Source organism: Ramlibacter algicola (assembly GCF_016641735.1).
GTDB lineage: Bacteria > Pseudomonadota > Gammaproteobacteria > Burkholderiales > Burkholderiaceae_C > Ramlibacter > Ramlibacter algicola.
Window position 1 is genome coordinate 67,869 of record NZ_JAEDAO010000001.1, and the last position, 17,635, is coordinate 85,503.

The window sequence follows — 17,635 nt, forward strand, 5'->3', positions numbered from 1 at the left end:
CGCAGACGATGCAGATCGTTCCAACCCTCGCCCACCATGCCGCAGCGCCTGCCCACCCCCTACCGTGACGAGAACGCCATCGTCGCCCGCCGCCTGGCCGCCCTGGCCCAAGCCCTGGATTGGGACGCCGCGAGCCGGCAAGCGGCGCCGTGGGTCCGGGCGGTGCGCCGCGACCCGCCGCCGTTCTGGGCCATGGAGTCGCTGCTGCGCGAGTACCCGATCTCGAGCGCCGAGGGCCTGGCGCTGATGCGCCTCGCCGAAGCGCTGCTGCGGGTGCCGGATGCGGACACCGCCATCGCGCTCACCGCCGACCAGCTCGGGCGCGCGAACTTCAGCGGCGCAGAAGGCGACAGCGCCATGGCGCGCCTGTCGAGCGCCGCCCTCGCGTTGTCCAGGAAGATGCTGCCCGATGGGCGCAGCGACGATGGCCTGTTCGCGCGCCTCGGGGCGCGCACGGTGGTCGCCGCGACCATCCGCGCGGTGCAGTTGCTGGGCCGGCAGTTCGTGCTCGGCGAGGACATCGCCGCCGCACTGGCCGAAGCGGCGAACGCGCGGCGCGAGCAGGCCAACGTCCGCTTCTCGTTCGACATGCTCGGCGAAGGCGCGCGCACCGAGGCCGACGCGCAGCGCTATCTGGCCAACTACACGCACGCGATCGAGGCCATCGCGCAACGCGCGTCGCCGGACGTGCCGGTGGAACGCAACGACGGCATCTCGATCAAGCTGAGCGCGCTGCACCCGCGCTACGAGGACGCGCAGCGCGAGCGTGTGCTGGAGGAACTCGTGCCGCGTGTCGCATCGCTGTGCCTGCAGGCCGCGCGCGCCAACGTGCACCTGACGATCGACGCCGAGGAAGTGGACCGGCTGGAGCTGTCGCTTGACGTGTTCGAGGCGCTGGCGCAGCACGTCGCGCGCGAACAGCCGCAGTGGCGCGGCTTCGGCCTCGCGTTGCAGGCGTACCAGACGCGGGCCGTCGACCTGATCGAGGAAGTCGCAGCGATTGCGCGCCGCCACGGCCTGCGCCTGATGTGCCGCCTGGTCAAGGGCGCGTACTGGGACGCGGAAATCAAGCGCGCGCAGGAGATGGGCCTGCCGCACTACCCGGTGTTCACGCACAAGCACCACACCGACGTGTCGTACCTCGCCTGCGCGCGGTCGTTGCTGGATGCGCACGACGTGATCTATCCGCAGTTCGCGACGCACAACGCGGGCACCATCGCCGCGATCGTCCAGATGGCCCGCGAGCGCAAGGCGGCCTTCGAACTGCAGCGCCTGCACGGCATGGGCCAGGGCATCTACCGCGAGGTGCTGAGGGACGCGCAGCTCGCCTGCCGCGTCTACGCTCCCGTCGGCCGCCACCGCGACCTGCTGGCTTACCTGGTGCGACGCCTGCTGGAGAACGGCGCCAATTCCTCCTTCGTGCACCAGCTCGCCGACGAATCGGTGGGCCTGGACGACCTGCTGCGCTCGCCGCTGTACGCATCGCCCGCGCCGGCGCTGCCGCTGCCGGCCGCGCTGTACGGCCCGGGGCGCCGCAACAGCGACGGCGTCGACCTGACCGTCGACGCGATGCGCCAGCCGCTGCTCGACGCGCTCGCACGCACGACGGTGCCTTCGATGCCGATGACCGATCCTGCCGAGGTCGCCGCCGCGGTGGCGCGCGCCCACGCGGCTTTCGCGAGCTGGTCGCAATGGCCGGTCGAGCGCCGTGCCGCGATCCTGAGCACCGCCGCCGACAGCATGCAGGCGCGGCTGCCGCATCTGTGCGCGCTGCTGGTGAAGGAGGCGTTCAAGACCTGGGGCGATGCGGTGGCCGAAGTGCGGGAGGCAATCGACTTCCTGCGCTACTACGCGCTGCACGCGGTGCAGCTGATGGAGCCGGTGCTGCTGCCCGGCCCCACCGGCGAGAGCAACGAGCTGCGCCTGGAAGGCCGCGGCCCGTGGGTGTGCATCAGCCCCTGGAACTTCCCGCTCGCGATCTTCACCGGCCAGGTGGCCGCCGCGCTCGCCACGGGCAACACCGTGCTCGCCAAGCCCGCCGAGCAGACGCCGGCGATCGCACGGGAAGCGGTCGCGATCCTGCATGCGGCCGGCGTGCCGCATGACGCACTGCAGCTGCTGCACGGCACCGGCGAAACGGTCGGCGCAGCACTGGTGCAGGCGCCCGGCATCGCGGGCGTGGTGTTCACCGGGTCGACGGAGGTCGCGCGGCTGATCGCCCGCACGCTCGTCACGAAAGACGGCCCCATCGCGCCGCTGATCGCCGAGACCGGTGGCATCAACGCGATGGTGGTCGACTCGACCGCGCTGCCCGAGCAGGTCGCGGACGCGGTGGTGCAGAGCGCGTTCCGCTCCGCCGGCCAGCGCTGCTCGGCGCTGCGCCTGCTGTGCGTCCACGAAGGCATCGCCGATGCGGTGGTCGAGATGGTGGCCGGCGCCGCACGCGAACTGGTGTGCGGCGACCCGGGCCGGCTGGCGACCGACGTCGGGCCGGTGATCGATGCGGACGCCTTTGCGAACCTCGGCCGCCATCTCGAGCGGCTGCGCCGCACGGCACGGCCGTTGTTCGCCGCGGACGTGCCGGCGGGCGCACCGCCGCACATCGTGCCGCCGCAGTTGATCGAGGTGCAGGCGATCGCCGACGTCGACCAGGAGGTGTTCGGCCCCGTGCTGCACGTCGTGCGCTGGTCGGGCGACCCGCTGGCGGTGATCGACCAGGTGAACGCGCTCGGCTACGGCCTCACGCTGGGCATCCAGACCCGCATCGACAGCCGCGCGCAGGCGATGGCGCAGCGCGCGCGCGTCGGCAACGTCTACGTCAACCGCAACATGATCGGCGCCGTCGTCGGCGTGCAGCCGTTCGGCGGCGAAGGCCTGTCGGGCACCGGCCCGAAGGCCGGCGGCCCGCACTACCTGCTGCGCTTCTGCGCCGAACGCACGCTCACCATCAACACCGCCGCTGCCGGTGGCAACGTGGCTTTGCTGGCGGGGTGAAAGGCGGGAGCGGACAGCCGAACGCAGAGATCACGGAGCAAGCGCAGAGACCGCAGAAGGATTTCATCCCAAGGAATTGTCTTCCGCGTCCTCTGCGCTTGCTCTGCGGCCGCTGCGTTCGGAAATCCGCCTTCAATGCCGGTGCGCCGGCCCCAGGCGCATCAGCGCGAAGCCCCAGATCGCCGCGACGCCGACGGCGATGTAGATCGCGCGGGCGATCGTGGTGCCGGATCCGAAGATCGCGGCGACCAGGTCGAAGCCGAACAGGCCCACCAGGCCCCAGTTCAGGCCACCCACGATCAGCAGGATGATCGCCAGCCAGTCCAGCAGGTTCTTGCTGCCGACGCCCACGTGGTGGTGGCGCGCGGGCTCGCGGTTGTCGTAGGCCGCGGTTTCGCGGTACGCGGTCGTCGTGGTCGTCGTCGTGTCGCGGTACGGATCACGCGTCGTGGTGGTCTCGCGGTACGGGTCGTCGGTGGTCGCCGGCCGCACCGGGTCGCGGTACACGTCGCGGCGGTCGTCGTGGTCAGCCATTCGGGCTCTCCTGCTTGGGGTTGCGGACCCCCCATGCCCGGCAATGGGCGTGCCTACGACGACTTGCGGCGGTGGCGTGCCGACAATTCCTCGACCAGCCCGCGGACGCGCCCGACGTTGAGCGGCTTGGTCAGGTGGGCGTCGAAGCCGGCCTGCAGCGATTGCTGCACGTCCGCGTCGCGGCCCCAGCCGGTGGCGGCGATCAGCACCATGTCGCGGCCCCACGGCGTGGTGCGCAGGCGCCGCGCCACCTCGTGGCCGCTGAGGTCGGGCATGCCGATGTCCAGCAACGCGATCGACGGCCGCTCCTGCTCGGCCACGCGCAGCGCTTCCTCGCCGCTGCGCGCGAGCACCGCGCGGAACCCCGACAGCTCCAGCAGCTTTGCGAGGCCCCAGGCCGCATCGCCACTGTCGTCGGCCACGAGGATCAACTCGCCCTCCGCCGGCTCGGCGGGCAGCGGCTGCGCCACGGGCGGCACCGAGACGACCGGCAACTCCTCGTCCTGCACGACGCGCAGCAAAGGCAGGCCCACGCGCAGCTGGCTGCCCTGGCCCGGCCCCGCCGAGCTGGCCATGATCCAGCCGCCATGCAGTTCCACGATGTTGCGCGCCAGCGCGAGCCCGATGCCCAGGCCGCCGTTGGAGCGCTGCCCGGCCGGCTGCGCGCCCTGCGAGAACACGTCGAACATGCGCTCGATCTCGGCCGGGTCCATGCCGATGCCGTTGTCCTCCACAGACACCACGACCTCGTCGTGGAACACCTCGGCGGCGATCGCGATGCGGCCGCCCTCGGGCGTGTACTTGGCGGCGTTGCTCACGAGGTTGGAGACGACCTGCGCGAGCCGCACCGGGTCGCCGTCGACCTCGACGGTCTGGCGGGGCAGGCGCACCACGAGGTCGTGCCCCGCCGCCGCCACGAGCGGCCGCGTGGTGTCGAGCGCCGACTGCACCACGTCGCCGATGGACACCGGCTTGCGCGTGAGCGTCAGGCGACCGAGCGTCAGCCGCGAGACGTCGAGCAGCTCGTCCAGCAGCACCTTCATCGCGCGCGCCTGGCGCTGCACGACCTGCGCCGCCTTCTCCAGCGCCGCCGGCGGCAGCTTGGGCATCAGCAGCAGTTCGGACGCGCTCGCGATCGACGCGAGCGGGTTGCGCAATTCGTGCGACAGGACGGCCAGGAAGCGGTCCTTCGCGGCCTCGGCCGCTTCCAGCTGCTGGCGCGCGCGCTGCGAATCCGCGAGCGCGTCGACCAGCTCGGCCTGGCTGCGCTGCAGCGCCTCGCTGGACTGGCGCTCGGTGGTGAGGTCACGAAGCACGAGCACGTAGCCCAGCGTGCGCGACTGCGCGTCGCGCAGCGGCAGCCACAGGCAGCTGGCATACAGCTGCGAACCGTCTTCGCGCCGCAGCAGGCGTTCGTCCATCGCCTGCCCGTTCGCCTGCGCCATCTGCGCCATCTGCGCGGGCAGGCCGGCGGCGCGGTCGTCGTCGGTGAACAGCAGGTCCACGGACTCGCCGGCCACCGCGGATTCGGGATGGCCGAGCAGCAGCTCGGCGCCGCGGTTCCAGCTCGTGATGTGCTTCTGGGCGTCGAGCGCCACGATGCCGTAGTCGCGCACGTCGTCGACCATGGACCGCAGGCGCTCCGGCCGCGCGGGCGGTGTCACATGCGAGGCCTCGAACACGATGAGGCAGGCGCCGGGACCGACTTCGGGCGCCGGCTGCACGCGCGCACGCACCAGTTCGCTGCCGATCGTGACCGGCTCGGTGGTGGCGTGTTGCCCGTTGGCGCCGGCGCGTGCAAGGGCTTCGCGCAAGGGCTCGCGCAGCGCGGGATGGGCCAGCACGAGCACGTCCTGGCTCGGCTCGCCGCCGCCGGGCTGCAGGAAGCGGCCCGCCTGCGGCGACAGGTGCACGACGTGGTGCTGGCCATCGAGCAACAGCGATGGCGGCGCCAGCCGCTCCAGCACGGCCAGGTGCCAGGCACCCCAGCTGCCAGCCGCGGGTGGCTGCGAGATGGTGGAAGAAATGGGGTCGACGCCGCCGGGGCGCGCGGATTGCATGCAGAAGGTCCCGGGAAGTGCGTGGGATTATGCGCAAGCCGGCCACCGGCCGGGGACCGAGGACAGCGCGCTGTCCGACACCAGCCGCGAGAGCGGGCCGACGCGACAACGGCCGGGCCGCGCGGACACTGGCGTCGACCACAGGAGGCACCCACCATGGCCTACAGCAGCATCCTCGGCGGGGACCGCGCGCCCGCCCAGCCCAGCGGCCGCAGCAGCGACCTGCTGGGTCCCAGCGACAACTCCGACAGCGGCAGCGACGCGCTGGGCACGACCGAACTCCACGCCGACAGCGACGGTGTCGGCACCGGCGAACGCGGCGCGGTCTACGGGCCCGACGCTGTCGAAGGCGCCGACATCGCACCCGATCGCGTCGTGCGCATGGACGCCGACGGCGAGGAACTCGGCGAAGCCGTCGACGACGGCCCCGGCTCCGGCAAAGGCTTCCCCGAGGCCGATCCGGACGGCCAGGAGATGACCGACCTCGACGCCGACAGCGACGCCGACGCCGACGAGAGCGACGGCGCCAACCGCTGATGCCCGCGCGGCGGGCCGCGACGGCCGGCACGCTCGCGCGCGTGCAACAGGTCCTGCGGGACACCTTCCACATCCGCCAGCTGCGCCCCGGCCAGCGCACGGTGATCGAGCGCGTGCTCGCCGGCCACAACACGCTGGCGATCATGCCCACGGGTGCGGGCAAATCGCTCTGCTACCAGTTGCCCGCGCTGCTGCTTCCCGGCCGCACGCTGGTCGTATCGCCGCTGATCGCGCTGATGAAGGACCAGGTGGAGTCGCTGCGCGAGCTGGGCATCGCCGCCGTGCAGTTGAACAGCGCGATCGACAGCGACGAGGCGCGCGCGGCGCACGCGGCCGCCATGGACGGCTCGGCGCGCATCGTGCTCACCACGCCGGAGAAGCTGGCCGAGCCCGGCTTCGTGCAGGACCTGGCCGCGCATCCGACCAGCCTGCTGGTCGTCGACGAAGCGCATTGCATCTCCCAGTGGGGCCATGACTTCCGCCCCGCGTTCCTCGATGTCGGCCCGGCGCTGCCCGCGCTGGGCAAGCCCACGGTGCTGGCCCTCACGGCGACGGCGACGGACGACGTGGCGCGCGACGTCGCGCAGCAACTGCGGATCGGGCGCGAGGACATCGTGCACACCGGTTCGTACCGGCCGAACCTCGCGCTGAAGGTGGAACAGGTCGCGCGCGAGGACGACAAGCTCGAACGCGCCGTCGCGTTCGTGCAGCAGGCACAGGGCTCGGGCCTCGTCTACACGGCGACGGTGAAAGCCGCGGTCGCCGTGCACGAGGCATTGCAGGCCAAGGGCGAATCGGTGGGGCTGTACCACGGCAAGTTGCCGGCGGCCGCGCGCAAGGCGGCGCAGGACAGCTTCATGGACGGCCAGTGCCGCGTGATGGTCGCGACCAACGCGTTCGGCCTGGGCATCGACAAGCCCGACATCCGCTTCGTGCTGCACTACCAGCTGCCCGCGGGCCTGGAGTCGTACTACCAGGAAGCGGGGCGCGCGGGCCGCGACGGCAAGGCCTCGCTGTGCACCCTGCTGTACCTGCGCGCGGACAAGGCCGTGCAGCAGTTCTTCCTGGTCGGCCGCTACCCGACCGACGACGACGCGGTGGCGCTGTACGACGCGCTGCAGGCGCCGCCCGCGGAAGGCGGGTGGACCGTCGGCGCGTTGCAGGCGCGGCTAAACCGGCCGCGCAGCAAGGTGCAGGTGGCGCTCGGCCTGCTGCGGCGGCAGAAGATCGTCGGCGTCGACGCCGACGGCACGGTGCGCCTGCTGCAAGGCGGGCTGGCCGAGGACGCACTGCGCAAGCTGATGGCCACCTACCGCGACAAGCGCGACGCCGACCGCGAGACGCTGGAGCGCATGGTGTTCTACGCGCAGACCGGCCAGTGCCGCTGGCGCGTGCTGCTCGACCACCTGGAAGGCGCCGCGCCGTTCGAGCGCTGCCGGCACTGCGACAACTGCATCCGCATCGCGCGCCAGGAGGAGGCGCTCGCGCGCAAGGCCGCCGCGATCGAGCAGGAAGAAGCGCACGAGCCCGACGACGAAGCGAGGCCGGCGTTCGCGCGCGGCGACGTCGTGCAGGTCAAGCGCTACGGGCGCGGCGAGGTGCGCGAGGCCACTGCGGCCGAGGTGACCGTGGCGTTCGCCGACGGCAGCCTGCGCACCTTCCAGCCCGAGTTCGTGCGCAAGGCCCGTACGGCGCGGGTTGCGGCCGCCTGAGCTGCCGTTCTGGACGAAACCACATCTTGACGCTGGCGCGGCGGCGGCGCCTCATCGGCCTCCCGCCGCGCTGTGCAACGCCCGTGGAACGCCCCGGCCGCCACAGTGCGGGTTCACCAACCGATGCGAAAGGAAGCACGATGAACCCGAACAAGGCTCTCTGGGAAAAAGGCGATTTCACCAAGCTCGCCGCCACCATGCGCGAGAGCGGCGACCGGCTGGTCGAGGCGATCGGCGTCACGCGCGGCATGAAGGTGCTGGACCTCGGCTGCGGCGACGGCACGACCGCGCTGCCGGAAGCGCGCCGTGGCGCGGACGTGCTGGGCGTGGACATCGCCCGCAACCTCGTGGAAGCCGGCAACCGCCGCGCCACCGAGGCCGGCCTGCAGAACGTGCGCTTCGTCGAAGGCGACGCCTGCGACCTGTCGCCGATCGAGAACGGCAGCTTCGACCTGGTCGTGAGCATCTTCGGCGCGATGTTCGCGCCCAAGCCGGACGACGTCGCCCGCGAGATGGTGCGCGTGACGAAGAAGGGCGGCCGCATCGTGATGGGCAACTGGATCCCCGGCGACCCGACGCTGGTGGCGCAGATCCTCAAGACCAGCAGCGCCTACGCACCCCCGCCGCCGGCCGGCTTCATCAGCCCGATGCTGTGGGGCGTGGAAGCCAACGTCGTGGAACGCTTCGGCAAGGCCGGCATCGCCGCCGACCGGATCCGCTGCGAGCGCGACACCTTCACCTTCCGCATGCAGGCCGGCGCGGACAAGTTCCTCGAGCTGTTCCGCGACTGGTACGGCCCGACGATGAACGCCTACGAAGCCGCGCGGCAGCAAGGCAAGGAAGCCCAGCTGCACCAGGAACTGCTCGCGCTGTTCCAGGCGCAGAACCGCGGTGACGCGACGCGCACCGAGATCCCGGCGACGTTCCTGCGCGTGACGGTGCAGGTCTAGCGCGCCAGCGTCGACGCCCCGAACAGGCTCTGGATGAACTCCACCGCCAGTTCGGCGGTGCGGTTGCGCACGTCGAGCGCGGGGTTGATCTCGACGACGTCCAGCGACGCCAGCCGGCCGGTGTCCGCGATCATCTCCATGCACAGCTGCATCTCGCGGTAGGTCGGCCCGCCGCGCACGCCGGTGCCGACGCCGGGCGCTTCCATCGGGTCCAGGCAGTCGAGGTCGAAGCTCACGTGCAGGTGGGTGTTCTCGTCCACGTCCTGCAGCACCTCGGTCATCGTGTGGCGCATGCCGTGCTCGTCGATGTGGCGCATGTCGTAGACCGACAGGCCCAGGTCGCGGATCGCCTGCTTCTCGTCGGCGTCGACGCTGCGGATGCCGATGAAGTCGACCTGCTCCGGCGTGATCGCCGCCGGCTCGCCGCTCCAGCCCACCAGCGGCTTGGGCCCGTGGCCCAGCAGGCACGACACGGGCATGCCGTGCAGGTTGCCGGTCGGGCTGCTCGTCGCGGTGTTGACGTCGCTGTGCGCGTCCAGCCAGATCACGCGCAGCTGCTTGCCGGCGGCGCGGCAATGGCGCGCCACCGCGCTGATCGAGCCGATGGCCAGGCAATGGTCGCCTCCCATCAGCAACGGGAACTGGCCCTGCGCGAGCGCCTGTTCCACCGCGCCGTACACCGCCCAGTTCCAGGCGACGACTTCGTCGAGGTGGCGCACGCCGTCGGCGGGTGCCTGCCACGGGTTCGGGGGACCGGCGAGGTTGCCGCGATCGACGACGTCGAAGCGTTGGGCATGCAGGGCCTGCGCGAGGCCGGCGACGCGCAAGGCGTCGGGGCCCATGCCGGCGCCCCGCACGCTGGCGCCCACGTCGGTGGGAGCGCCGATCAGGCTGACGGTTTGGCTCATCGCGCCGTATTGTGAGGGAACCAGGTGCGGCAACGCGCCTCCTCGTCATCCCCGCGAAGGCGGGGACTGCCCGGCCGTGCGGCACGCCGTTTGCCCCTGGATGCGAATCACACCAAGGAGCGAACCACACCATGCTGGCGATGAACTACAGGGGTCCGTACCGCGTGCGGGCCAGCCACAAGGCCGAACCCGAGATCGAGCACCCGAACGACGCGATCGTGCGCGTGACGCGTGCCTGCATCTGCGGCTCGGACCTCCACCTCTACCACGGCCTGGTGCCCGACACGCGCGTGGGCACCACGTTCGGCCACGAGTTCACCGGGATCGTCGAGGAGGTCGGGCCGGGGGTGCAGCACCTGAAGAAGGGCGACCACGTGCTGGTGCCGTTCAACATCTTCTGCGGCTCCTGCTTCTTCTGCCAGAAGGAGCTGTACAGCAACTGCCACAACGTGAACCCCGAGGCGACGGCCGTCGGCGGCATCTACGGCTACTCGCACACGACCGGCGGCTACGACGGCGGCCAGGCCGAGTTCGTGCGGGTGCCGATGGCCGACGTCGGGCCGACGGTGATCCCGGCCAACATGGACCTGGACGACGCCGTGCTGCTGACCGACGTGTTCCCCACCGGCTACCAGGCCGCGGAGATGGGCGACATCGAGGAAGGCGACACCGTCGTCGTGTTCGGCGCCGGACCGGTGGGCCTGTTCGCCGCCAAGTCGGCCTGGCTCATGGGCGCGGGCCGCGTGATCGTGATCGACCACCTGGAGTACCGCCTCGACTTCGCGCGCCGCTTCGCGCACTGCGAGACGGTGAACTTCCTCGAGGTCAACGACATGGCCGTGCACATCAAGCGCATGACCGACTGGCTGGGCGCGGACGTCTGCATCGACGCGGTGGGCGCCGAAGCGGCGGGCAACGCGCTGCAGCGGCTGACCGGCTACTACACCTTCATGCAGGCCGGCGCCGCGACCGCGCTGTTCTGGGCCATCAATTCGGTGCGCAAGGGCGGCACGGTGTCGATCGTCGGCGTGTACGGCCCGACGTTCAACTACGTGCCGATCGGCAACGCGCTGAACAAGGGCCTGACGCTGCGGATGAACCAGGCCAGCGTCAAGCGCCACCTGCCGCGCCTGATCGAGCACGTCCAGGCCGGCCGCGTGAAGCCCAGCGAGATCATCACGCACCGCATCCCGCTGGAGGAAGTCGGCGAGGCCTACCACCTGTTCTCCAGCAAGCTGGACGACTGCATCAAGCCCGTGCTGGTCCCGCCGCGCGCGGTGGTGCATTGACAAGGAGGCGACCATGGATGGACACCAGCATGGGGACACCGTCGTCGTCGACGACAAGGACCCGCACTTCCGCCGCAGCCAGGCGGCGCCCGCGCGCGAGCGCGTGCCCGGCTGGGGCGCGGACCTCGATCCCGCGAACCGGCCCGCGGTGCCGATGGAGCGCACGCCCCCGCGGCTGGAGCACTGGCACCCCGAGCGGCCGCCGGAGCAGCCGAACCGCGGGGTCGAGGTGCTGCACTCGGTGGAGCGACCCGGGCTCACGCCCGTGTACGGCACGACCTCGCCGCCCAGGGGCCTGTCGGGAATGATCCGGCGCGCCGCGTTCCGCTACAGCGAGAACGACATGCGGCACTGGATGATCCTGCTGCTGGCCGACCGCGTGGACGTCGGCGAAGGCATCCTCGAGGACCTGGCGCACGGCCACGTGCCCAACCTCTGGAAGGAGATGGGCCTGGCCAGCGAGTGGCGCCACAACCGCGTCGGCTTGGTGCGCAAGGCCATGATCCTGGGCGCGCTGGTCGGCGTGGCGGTGTGGGCGCTGAAGCAGCGCGACCGTCGCTACTGAGCGGGGGCGGCGCCGGCGCCTCGCTGGCGCTCGCGCACGTTCAACGCAGAGGTCGCAGAAAGGGTCCAGAAGGCGCAGAAGAAACCGATGCATGTTTTTTTCCGTGCTTCTGTCCCCTTTCTGTGCACTCTGCGTTGAGTTGAAGGCGAGCGAAGCGACCCGCCACTGGCCGATGACAGCGCCGGCCGACACGCCAACACGCCCGCCCGTGGTTTAATTGCGTCCACGAAGGGGAGTAGCTCCCCGGTGCCCACCGGCCTCGCGGCCGGGCGCGGCGCCGATCGGTCCATCGTCAATACGAAGCGCTCGCCGCTTCCGGTGCGCCGGGCCCGGTCCCACCAGCCGAGCAAGACCTTCGATCGCGGCCTGCGCAGCAGGCCGGGTCGAAGTGCCGCGCCTGACGCCTGCCTTCGTCCCCCTGCTGCCTGGCCACCCCGGAAGTCTTCTACGGAGTGTCCATGGAACTGTTCTCGACCGCCTGGTGGTCCGCCCTGCTGGCCATCGTCCTCATCGACCTCGTCCTCGCGGGCGACAACGCGATCGTCATCGCGCTTGCCGCCCGCAACCTGCCCGCCGGCCTGCGCCGCCGGGCCATCCTCTGGGGGACGTTCGGCGCCATCGCCGTGCGTTCGCTGATGACCATCGGCGTGGTCTGGCTGCTGAAGATTCCCGGCCTGATGCTGGCCGGCGGCATCGGCCTGCTGTGGATCGCCTACAAGCTGCTGGTGCCCGCCAGCGAAGAGGACGAGCACGGCGCCCCCGTCGCATCGACCTTCTGGGGCGCGATGAAGACCATCGTCGTCGCCGACGCGCTGATGGGCGTCGACAACGTGCTGGGCGTGGCCGGCGCCGCGCACGGCGCGATCGACCTGGTGGTCATCGGCCTGCTGGTCAGCGTGCCGATCGTCGTCTTCGGCAGCTCGATCGTGCTCAAGCTGGTGGACCGCTTCCCGATCATCATCCAGCTGGGCGCCGCCGTGCTGGCCTTCACAGCGGCCAAGATGATCACCGGCGAACCGCTGCTCGACCCGGTGTTCGATCCCGACACCTGGGTGCACACCGCGGCGCGCTACGCGACGTACGCCCTGGCCATCGCCGGCGTGCTCGGCGCCGGCTGGCTGGCCGCCCGCCGCGTGCAGCGCGAGCGGGCGTCGTCCTGACGCCTCAGCTCGCGTCGTCCAGCGCACGCGCCAGGTAAGGCGCGGTGCGGCTCGCACGGGCCTGGGCCACCTTCGCGGGCGGCCCTTCGACCACGATGCGGCCGCCCTCTTCGCCCGCGCCGGGGCCGACGTCGATCACCCAGTCGGCTTGCGCGGCCACGCGCATCTCGTGCTCCACCAGCACCACGGTGTGGCCCGCGTCGGCCAATGCGTGCAGTTGCACCAGCAGCTTGTCGACGTCGGCCGGGTGCAGGCCCGTCGTCGGTTCGTCCAGCAGGTACAGCGTCGCGCTGCGCCCGGGCCGCTGCAGTTCGGTCGCCAGCTTGATGCGCTGCGCTTCGCCGCCGGACAGCTCGGTGGCGGGCTGGCCCAGGCGCAGGTAGCCCAGGCCCAGCGACTGCAGCACCGAGAGTGAACGCGCGATCGACGCCTGGCCCTCGAAGAACGCCAGCGCCTCGTCCACCGTCATGCCGAGCACCTCCGCGATGGTGCGGTCCTGCCAGGTCACCTCCAGCGTGTCCGTGTTGTAGCGGGCGCCATGGCATTGCGGGCACGGCGCGAACACGCTGGGCATGAACAGCATCTCGACCGACACGAAGCCCTCGCCCTCGCAGGTGGGGCAGCGCCCCTTGGGCAGGTTGAACGAGAAGCGGCCGGCGTCGTACTTGCGCCGCTTCGCCAGCGGCGTCGCCGCGAACAGCTTGCGCACGTCGTCGAACAGGCCCGTGTACGTCGCGAGGTTCGAACGCGGCGTGCGGCCGATCGGCTTCTGGTCCACCTGCACCAGCCGGGCGATGCGGTCCGCCCCTTCCGCGATGCGGCCCCGCACCGGCTCCGCCTGGTCGGCCGCGAGCAAATCGGCTTCGTTCGCGGGTTCCTCGTCGCCGTCGGCTTCGCCACCAAGGTGCGCCAGCACCAGGTCGCGCAGCGCCTGCGACACGAGGCTCGACTTGCCCGAACCCGACACGCCGGTGACGACGGTGAGGACGCCAAGCGGGAACGCCGCGTCCAGGCCGTGCAGGTTGTTGCGGTGGATGCCCGCCAGCCGCAACCAGCCGCGCGGCGTGCGTTGCGGCCGCGCCGGCGCCGGCACCTCGCCGAACAGGTAGGGACGCGTCTGCGACGACTGCACATGCACCAGGCCTTCCGGCGGCCCGCTGTACAGCACCTCGCCGCCGCGCTCGCCCGCGCCCGGGCCGACGTCGACCAGCCAGTCCGCGCGCCGCATCGCGCCCACGTCGTGCTCGACGACGAACAACGTGTTGCCGCCGTCGCGCAAGCGCTCGAGCGCGACCAGCAGCGCCTCGCTGTCGGCCGGATGCAGGCCGGCGGACGGCTCGTCGAGCACGTAGATCACGCCGAACAGGTGCGAGCCGAGTTGCGTCGCCAGGCGCAGCCGTTGCAGTTCGCCCGGTGACAAGGTCGGGGTTGCACGGTCCAGCGACAGGTAGCCGAGGCCGAGCTGCTCCAGCGTGGCGATGCGCGCCAGCAGGTCGCGCGCGATGCGCTGCGCGGTCAGGCGCTTTTCCTCCGACAGGTTGGGCGTGCGCCGGACGTCGGGCGCCGCCGCATGCGCGGAGCCGCCCTGGGCAACCCGCTTCGCTACCGCCGCCTTGGCGCTGGCGCGATCCAGCGTGCCGCCCGATGGCGCGCCGCCCCAGTCGGCGCGTGCCGCGGGCTCGAGCACCTCGCGCAGCCGCGACAGCGGCGTGCCGGCGAATTCCGCGACGTCCAGGCCCGCGAACGTGACGGACAAGGCTTCGGGCTTGAGCCGCTTGCCGTTGCACACCGGGCAGGTGGAGCCGGTGATGAAGCGCGACACGCGCTTGCGCATCAGCGCGCTCTGGGTCGTCGCCAGCGTGTGCAGCACGTAGTTGCGCGCGCCGGTGAAGGTGCCCATGTAGCTGGGTTCCATCTTCGACCGCAGCGCGGCGCGCGTCTCCTTGGGCGTGAAGCCCGCATACACCGGCACCGTGGGCGTCTCGTCGGTGTACAGGATCCAGTCGCGGTCCTTCTTCGGCAGCTCGCGCCACGGCTTGTCGACGTCGTAGCCCAGCGTGACCAGGATGTCGCGCAGGTTCTGGCCGTGCCACGCGGGCGGCCAGGCGGCGATCGCGCGCTCGCGGATGCTGAGCGAATCGTCCGGGACCATCGCGCGCTCGGTCACGTCCATGACCTTACCGAGCCCGTGGCAGCGCGGGCACGCGCCCTGCGGCGTGTTGGGCGAGAAGTCCTCCGCGTACAGCATCGGCTGCTGCGGCGGGTAGCTGCCCGCGCGCGAGAACAGCATGCGCACCAGGCTCGACATCGTCGTCACGCTGCCGACCGACGACCGCGCGCTGGGCGTGCCGCGTTGCTGCTGCAGGGCGACCGCGGGCGGCAGGCCTTCGATGCTGTCGACCTCCGGCACGCCGGCCTGGTCGATCAGCCGGCGCGCATAGGGCGACACCGACTCGAGGTAGCGCCGCTGCGCTTCGGCGTACAGCGTGCCGAACGCGAGCGACGACTTGCCCGAGCCCGACACGCCCGAGAACACGACGAGCGCGTCGCGCGGGATGTCGACGTCGACGTCCTTGAGGTTGTGCTCGCGGGCGCCACGCACGCGCACGAACCGGGTCGTGTCGAGGGCCTCCTGCTTTGGCTCAGGCGGAGTCGGTGCCGGGCGCTTTTCGCGGGCCATGCGACGAGCTTGGCGGCACGGCCGGGCTGGCGCGGTCGGAACGCGCAGCCACCGCGCGTAGGACGCGCGACCTCGGGCATCATCGGCTCGTGAGATCCACGAACGTCCTTGCCGCGCTATGCCTGCTGCCGCTCGGTGCCTGGGCCGCCGACGACACGGCCTGGCAAGCATGCACGCGCGAGCAGCAACCCACCGCCCGCCTCGCGTGCTTCGACGCGTGGGCGCGCACGCAGGCCGCGCCGGCGATCACCGCCCCGCCTGCGCCCGCTGCTGCGCCTGCCACCGCCGCGACGACGCCGCCCGCGCCTTCGCCGGACCTGCCGGCGCTGGAAGTCGCCGAGGCCGCGCTCGCCCGTCCCTCGGCGCGCTGCGGCAGCGATCCCTCGGCGTCCCCGCTGGCCCGCTACTGGGAGCTCGAGAAGGCGAGCGGGTGCGGCGTGTTCCGCATCCGCATCTACCGGCCGATGCAGCTCTCGGTCGTGCACTCGAACTCCATCAACACGCAGCCGACGTCGGAGAACCCGCTGAACTCGGTCGCCACGGCCGAGCCCTACCGCAAGACCGAGACCCGCATCCAGCTCTCGGTGCGCACGAAGGTCGCCGAAGGTCTGCTCACCGGCGAGGGGCCGCTGCGCGATTCGCTGTGGTTCGGCTACACGCAGCAGTCGTCGTGGCAGCTGTTCACGCCGGACCTGTCGCGCCCGTTCCGCAACACCGACCACGAACCGGAGATCGTCTACATCCACCCGGTCACGCTGCGTGCGCCGGGCAACTGGACCGTCCGCTACGGCGGGCTCGGCCTCGTCCACCAGTCCAACGGCCAGAGCCTGCCGCGTTCGCGCAGCTGGAACCGCGCCTACGTGATGGTGGGCGCGGACCACCCGGATGGCTGGACGCTGCAGGCGCGCGCCTGGCGGCGCTTGCCGGAGGACGCAGCCGACGACGACAACCCGGGCATCAGCAGCTACGTGGGCCGCGCCGAACTGCTCGCCGGCGTCACGACCGCGGGCGGGCAGACGGTCAGCGTGACGTGGCGCACGCCGCTGCGTGACTGGACCCGCCGCGGCTCGGTGCGCCTGGAGTGGATGCTGCCCCTGGGCGCCGGCGACGAGATCGGCCAGTTCGGCCGCCTGCGCCTGCACACGCAGCTGTTCAACGGCTTCGGCGACAGCCTGCTGGACTACAACCGCCGCCGAACCGTGTTCAGCGTCGGGCTGAGCCTGGTCGACTGGTGACGCGCGTCAGGGGCGCTGCAGCCGGAACACCGGCCGCCGCGCACCGACCGCCGTGCCGCGCCAGTTGGTGATGGTCGCCATGCGCAAGGGCTGCAACGCCTCGCGCTGCTGGTCGTCCAGCCAGCCGAGCTGGTCGAGGGCTTCGACGGTCGCGGCGAACAGCGCGTGCTTGTTGCCGTCGGCGATCTTGATCGCCAGCGCTTCGCCGCGGCTCGCGCTGCCGATCACCTGCACGCCCTCGGCGCCGACCTTGGTCACCCAGTCGCCGCAGCCGGCACGCATCAGGATCTGGTCGTTGCGGTTGGTGCCCGACACCAGGTCCGGGTGCGCGACCATCGCGTCGCGCAACTGGCGGAAGCTGCCGCCGAATTCCGCGTCGCGCTCGCCGGTCGCCAGCCGCGCATAGGCGCGTGCCAGCGCCGCCAGCGGCATCGCGACGTTCGGGGCCGAGCAGCCGTCGATGCCCAGGCGCAGGTCGCCCTCGCGCAGGCCACTCGCGCGCGCGACGTCGCGCCGGATCGCGGCCTGCAGCGGATGCCCCATCTCCAGGTAGCTCTCCGTCGGCTGCCCGTGCTGTACGCACCACGCGAGGAAGCCCGCGTGCTTGCCGCTGCAGTTGTGGTGGCGCTCGTCGTAGTGCGCCGGCGCCGGGCCGACGCCCTGGTCGACGTAGTACGGCACGTGGCAGCCGCACTGCAGCGCCTTCACGGGCAGGCCGATGCGCTGCAGGATCGCGTCAACGTTGCGCACATGCATCGGCTCCCCGCTGTGGCTGGCGCACAGCACCGCGAGCTGCTCCTGCGTGAAGCCGAGCTTCGTGGGGCCGTCCCCTTCGACGAACGGCAGCGCCTGCAGCGCCTTGAGCGTCGAGCGCGTGAAGGTCATGAACTGCGCATCGCCCGCCGCCGCGAGCACGCGGCCCTGGGTGTCGACGACGGCGATCGCGCCGTGATGCAGGTTCTCGCGCGTGTCGCCGCGCGTGGTCTCGACGAGGGGGGTCATGGGCCGATT

The 17,635-nt window shown here is 71.6% G+C and carries 13 protein-coding genes; 8 read left to right on the plus strand and 5 right to left on the minus strand.

All coding sequences use genetic code 11. The annotated features are described in order from the left end of the window. Nucleotides 1-36: 36 nt before the first annotated feature. Complete coding sequence (locus I8E28_RS00300) at nt 37-2,994, plus strand: L-glutamate gamma-semialdehyde dehydrogenase (RefSeq protein WP_200785864.1); 2,958 nt, start codon at nt 37-39, stop codon at nt 2,992-2,994. Nucleotides 2,995-3,126: 132 nt separating this feature from the next. Here the strand turns inward: I8E28_RS00300 and I8E28_RS00305 are convergent, their stop codons facing one another. Beyond that, a complete protein-coding gene (locus tag I8E28_RS00305) occupies nt 3,127-3,528 on the minus strand; it encodes a DUF378 domain-containing protein (protein ID WP_200785865.1) in 402 nt (133 codons plus the stop codon). Nucleotides 3,529-3,581: 53 nt separating this feature from the next. Next, on the minus strand, nt 3,582-5,588 hold the full coding sequence (locus I8E28_RS00310) for a PAS domain-containing hybrid sensor histidine kinase/response regulator (protein ID WP_200785866.1): 2,007 nt from the start codon (nt 5,586-5,588) through the stop codon (nt 3,582-3,584). A gap of 156 nt (nt 5,589-5,744) precedes the next feature. Here I8E28_RS00310 and I8E28_RS00315 point away from each other — a divergent pair, with 156 nt between their 5' ends. The 3 genes from I8E28_RS00315 to I8E28_RS00325 all read left to right on the plus strand — a co-directional run bounded on the left by I8E28_RS00315 (nt 5,745) and on the right by I8E28_RS00325 (nt 8,787). Beyond that, nucleotides 5,745-6,125: a hypothetical protein gene (locus I8E28_RS00315; RefSeq protein WP_200785867.1), complete on the plus strand. Its 381-nt coding sequence runs from the start codon at nt 5,745-5,747 to the stop codon at nt 6,123-6,125. 41 nt (nt 6,126-6,166) lie between these two features. Beyond that, on the plus strand, nt 6,167-7,837 hold the full coding sequence (locus I8E28_RS00320) for a RecQ family ATP-dependent DNA helicase (RefSeq protein ID WP_338050696.1): 1,671 nt from the start codon (nt 6,167-6,169) through the stop codon (nt 7,835-7,837). Between the two features lie 140 nt (nt 7,838-7,977). Next, a complete protein-coding gene (locus I8E28_RS00325) occupies nt 7,978-8,787 on the plus strand; it encodes a class I SAM-dependent methyltransferase (protein WP_200785869.1) in 810 nt (269 codons plus the stop codon). On the opposite strand, the gene rocF is transcribed toward I8E28_RS00325, so the two are convergent. Next, nucleotides 8,784-9,695 carry an arginase gene (gene rocF / locus I8E28_RS00330; protein ID WP_200785870.1) on the minus strand — a complete coding sequence of 304 codons (912 nt, stop codon included), beginning with the start codon at nt 9,693-9,695 and terminating at the stop codon, nt 8,784-8,786. The two genes, I8E28_RS00325 and rocF, sit on opposite strands and share 4 nt — an antisense overlap. Before the next feature lie 131 nt (nt 9,696-9,826). On the opposite strand from rocF, the gene I8E28_RS00335 reads away from it, so the two are divergent. The 3 genes from I8E28_RS00335 (at nt 9,827) to I8E28_RS00345 (ending at nt 12,709) form a co-directional block, all read left to right on the plus strand. Further along, nucleotides 9,827-10,984, plus strand: coding sequence for a zinc-dependent alcohol dehydrogenase (locus tag I8E28_RS00335; RefSeq protein ID WP_200785871.1), 1,158 nt, complete (start codon nt 9,827-9,829; stop codon nt 10,982-10,984). Nucleotides 10,985-10,997: 13 nt separating this feature from the next. After that, entirely contained in the window at nt 10,998-11,549 is a 552-nt protein-coding gene (locus I8E28_RS00340) for a hypothetical protein (protein WP_207793991.1), read from the plus strand. Nucleotides 11,550-12,007: 458 nt separating this feature from the next. Then, nucleotides 12,008-12,709, plus strand: a complete 702-nt coding sequence (locus I8E28_RS00345) for a TerC family protein (protein ID WP_200785872.1) — start codon at nt 12,008-12,010, stop codon at nt 12,707-12,709. A gap of 4 nt (nt 12,710-12,713) precedes the next feature. Here the strand turns inward: I8E28_RS00345 and I8E28_RS00350 are convergent, their stop codons facing one another. Continuing rightward, a complete protein-coding gene (locus tag I8E28_RS00350) occupies nt 12,714-15,389 on the minus strand; it encodes an excinuclease ABC subunit UvrA (RefSeq protein ID WP_200785873.1) in 2,676 nt (891 codons plus the stop codon). Between the two features lie 89 nt (nt 15,390-15,478). Between I8E28_RS00350 and I8E28_RS00355 the strand changes: the two genes are divergently transcribed. Further along, the gene (locus tag I8E28_RS00355; protein WP_200785874.1) at nt 15,479-16,624 is read left to right on the plus strand and encodes a phospholipase A; all 1,146 of its coding nucleotides are present in this window, start codon (nt 15,479-15,481) and stop codon (nt 16,622-16,624) included. Between the two features lie 6 nt (nt 16,625-16,630). On the opposite strand, the gene I8E28_RS00360 is transcribed toward I8E28_RS00355, so the two are convergent. Beyond that, nucleotides 16,631-17,626, minus strand: coding sequence for an asparaginase (locus I8E28_RS00360; RefSeq protein ID WP_200785875.1), 996 nt, complete (start codon nt 17,624-17,626; stop codon nt 16,631-16,633). Nucleotides 17,627-17,635 lie beyond the last annotated feature (9 nt).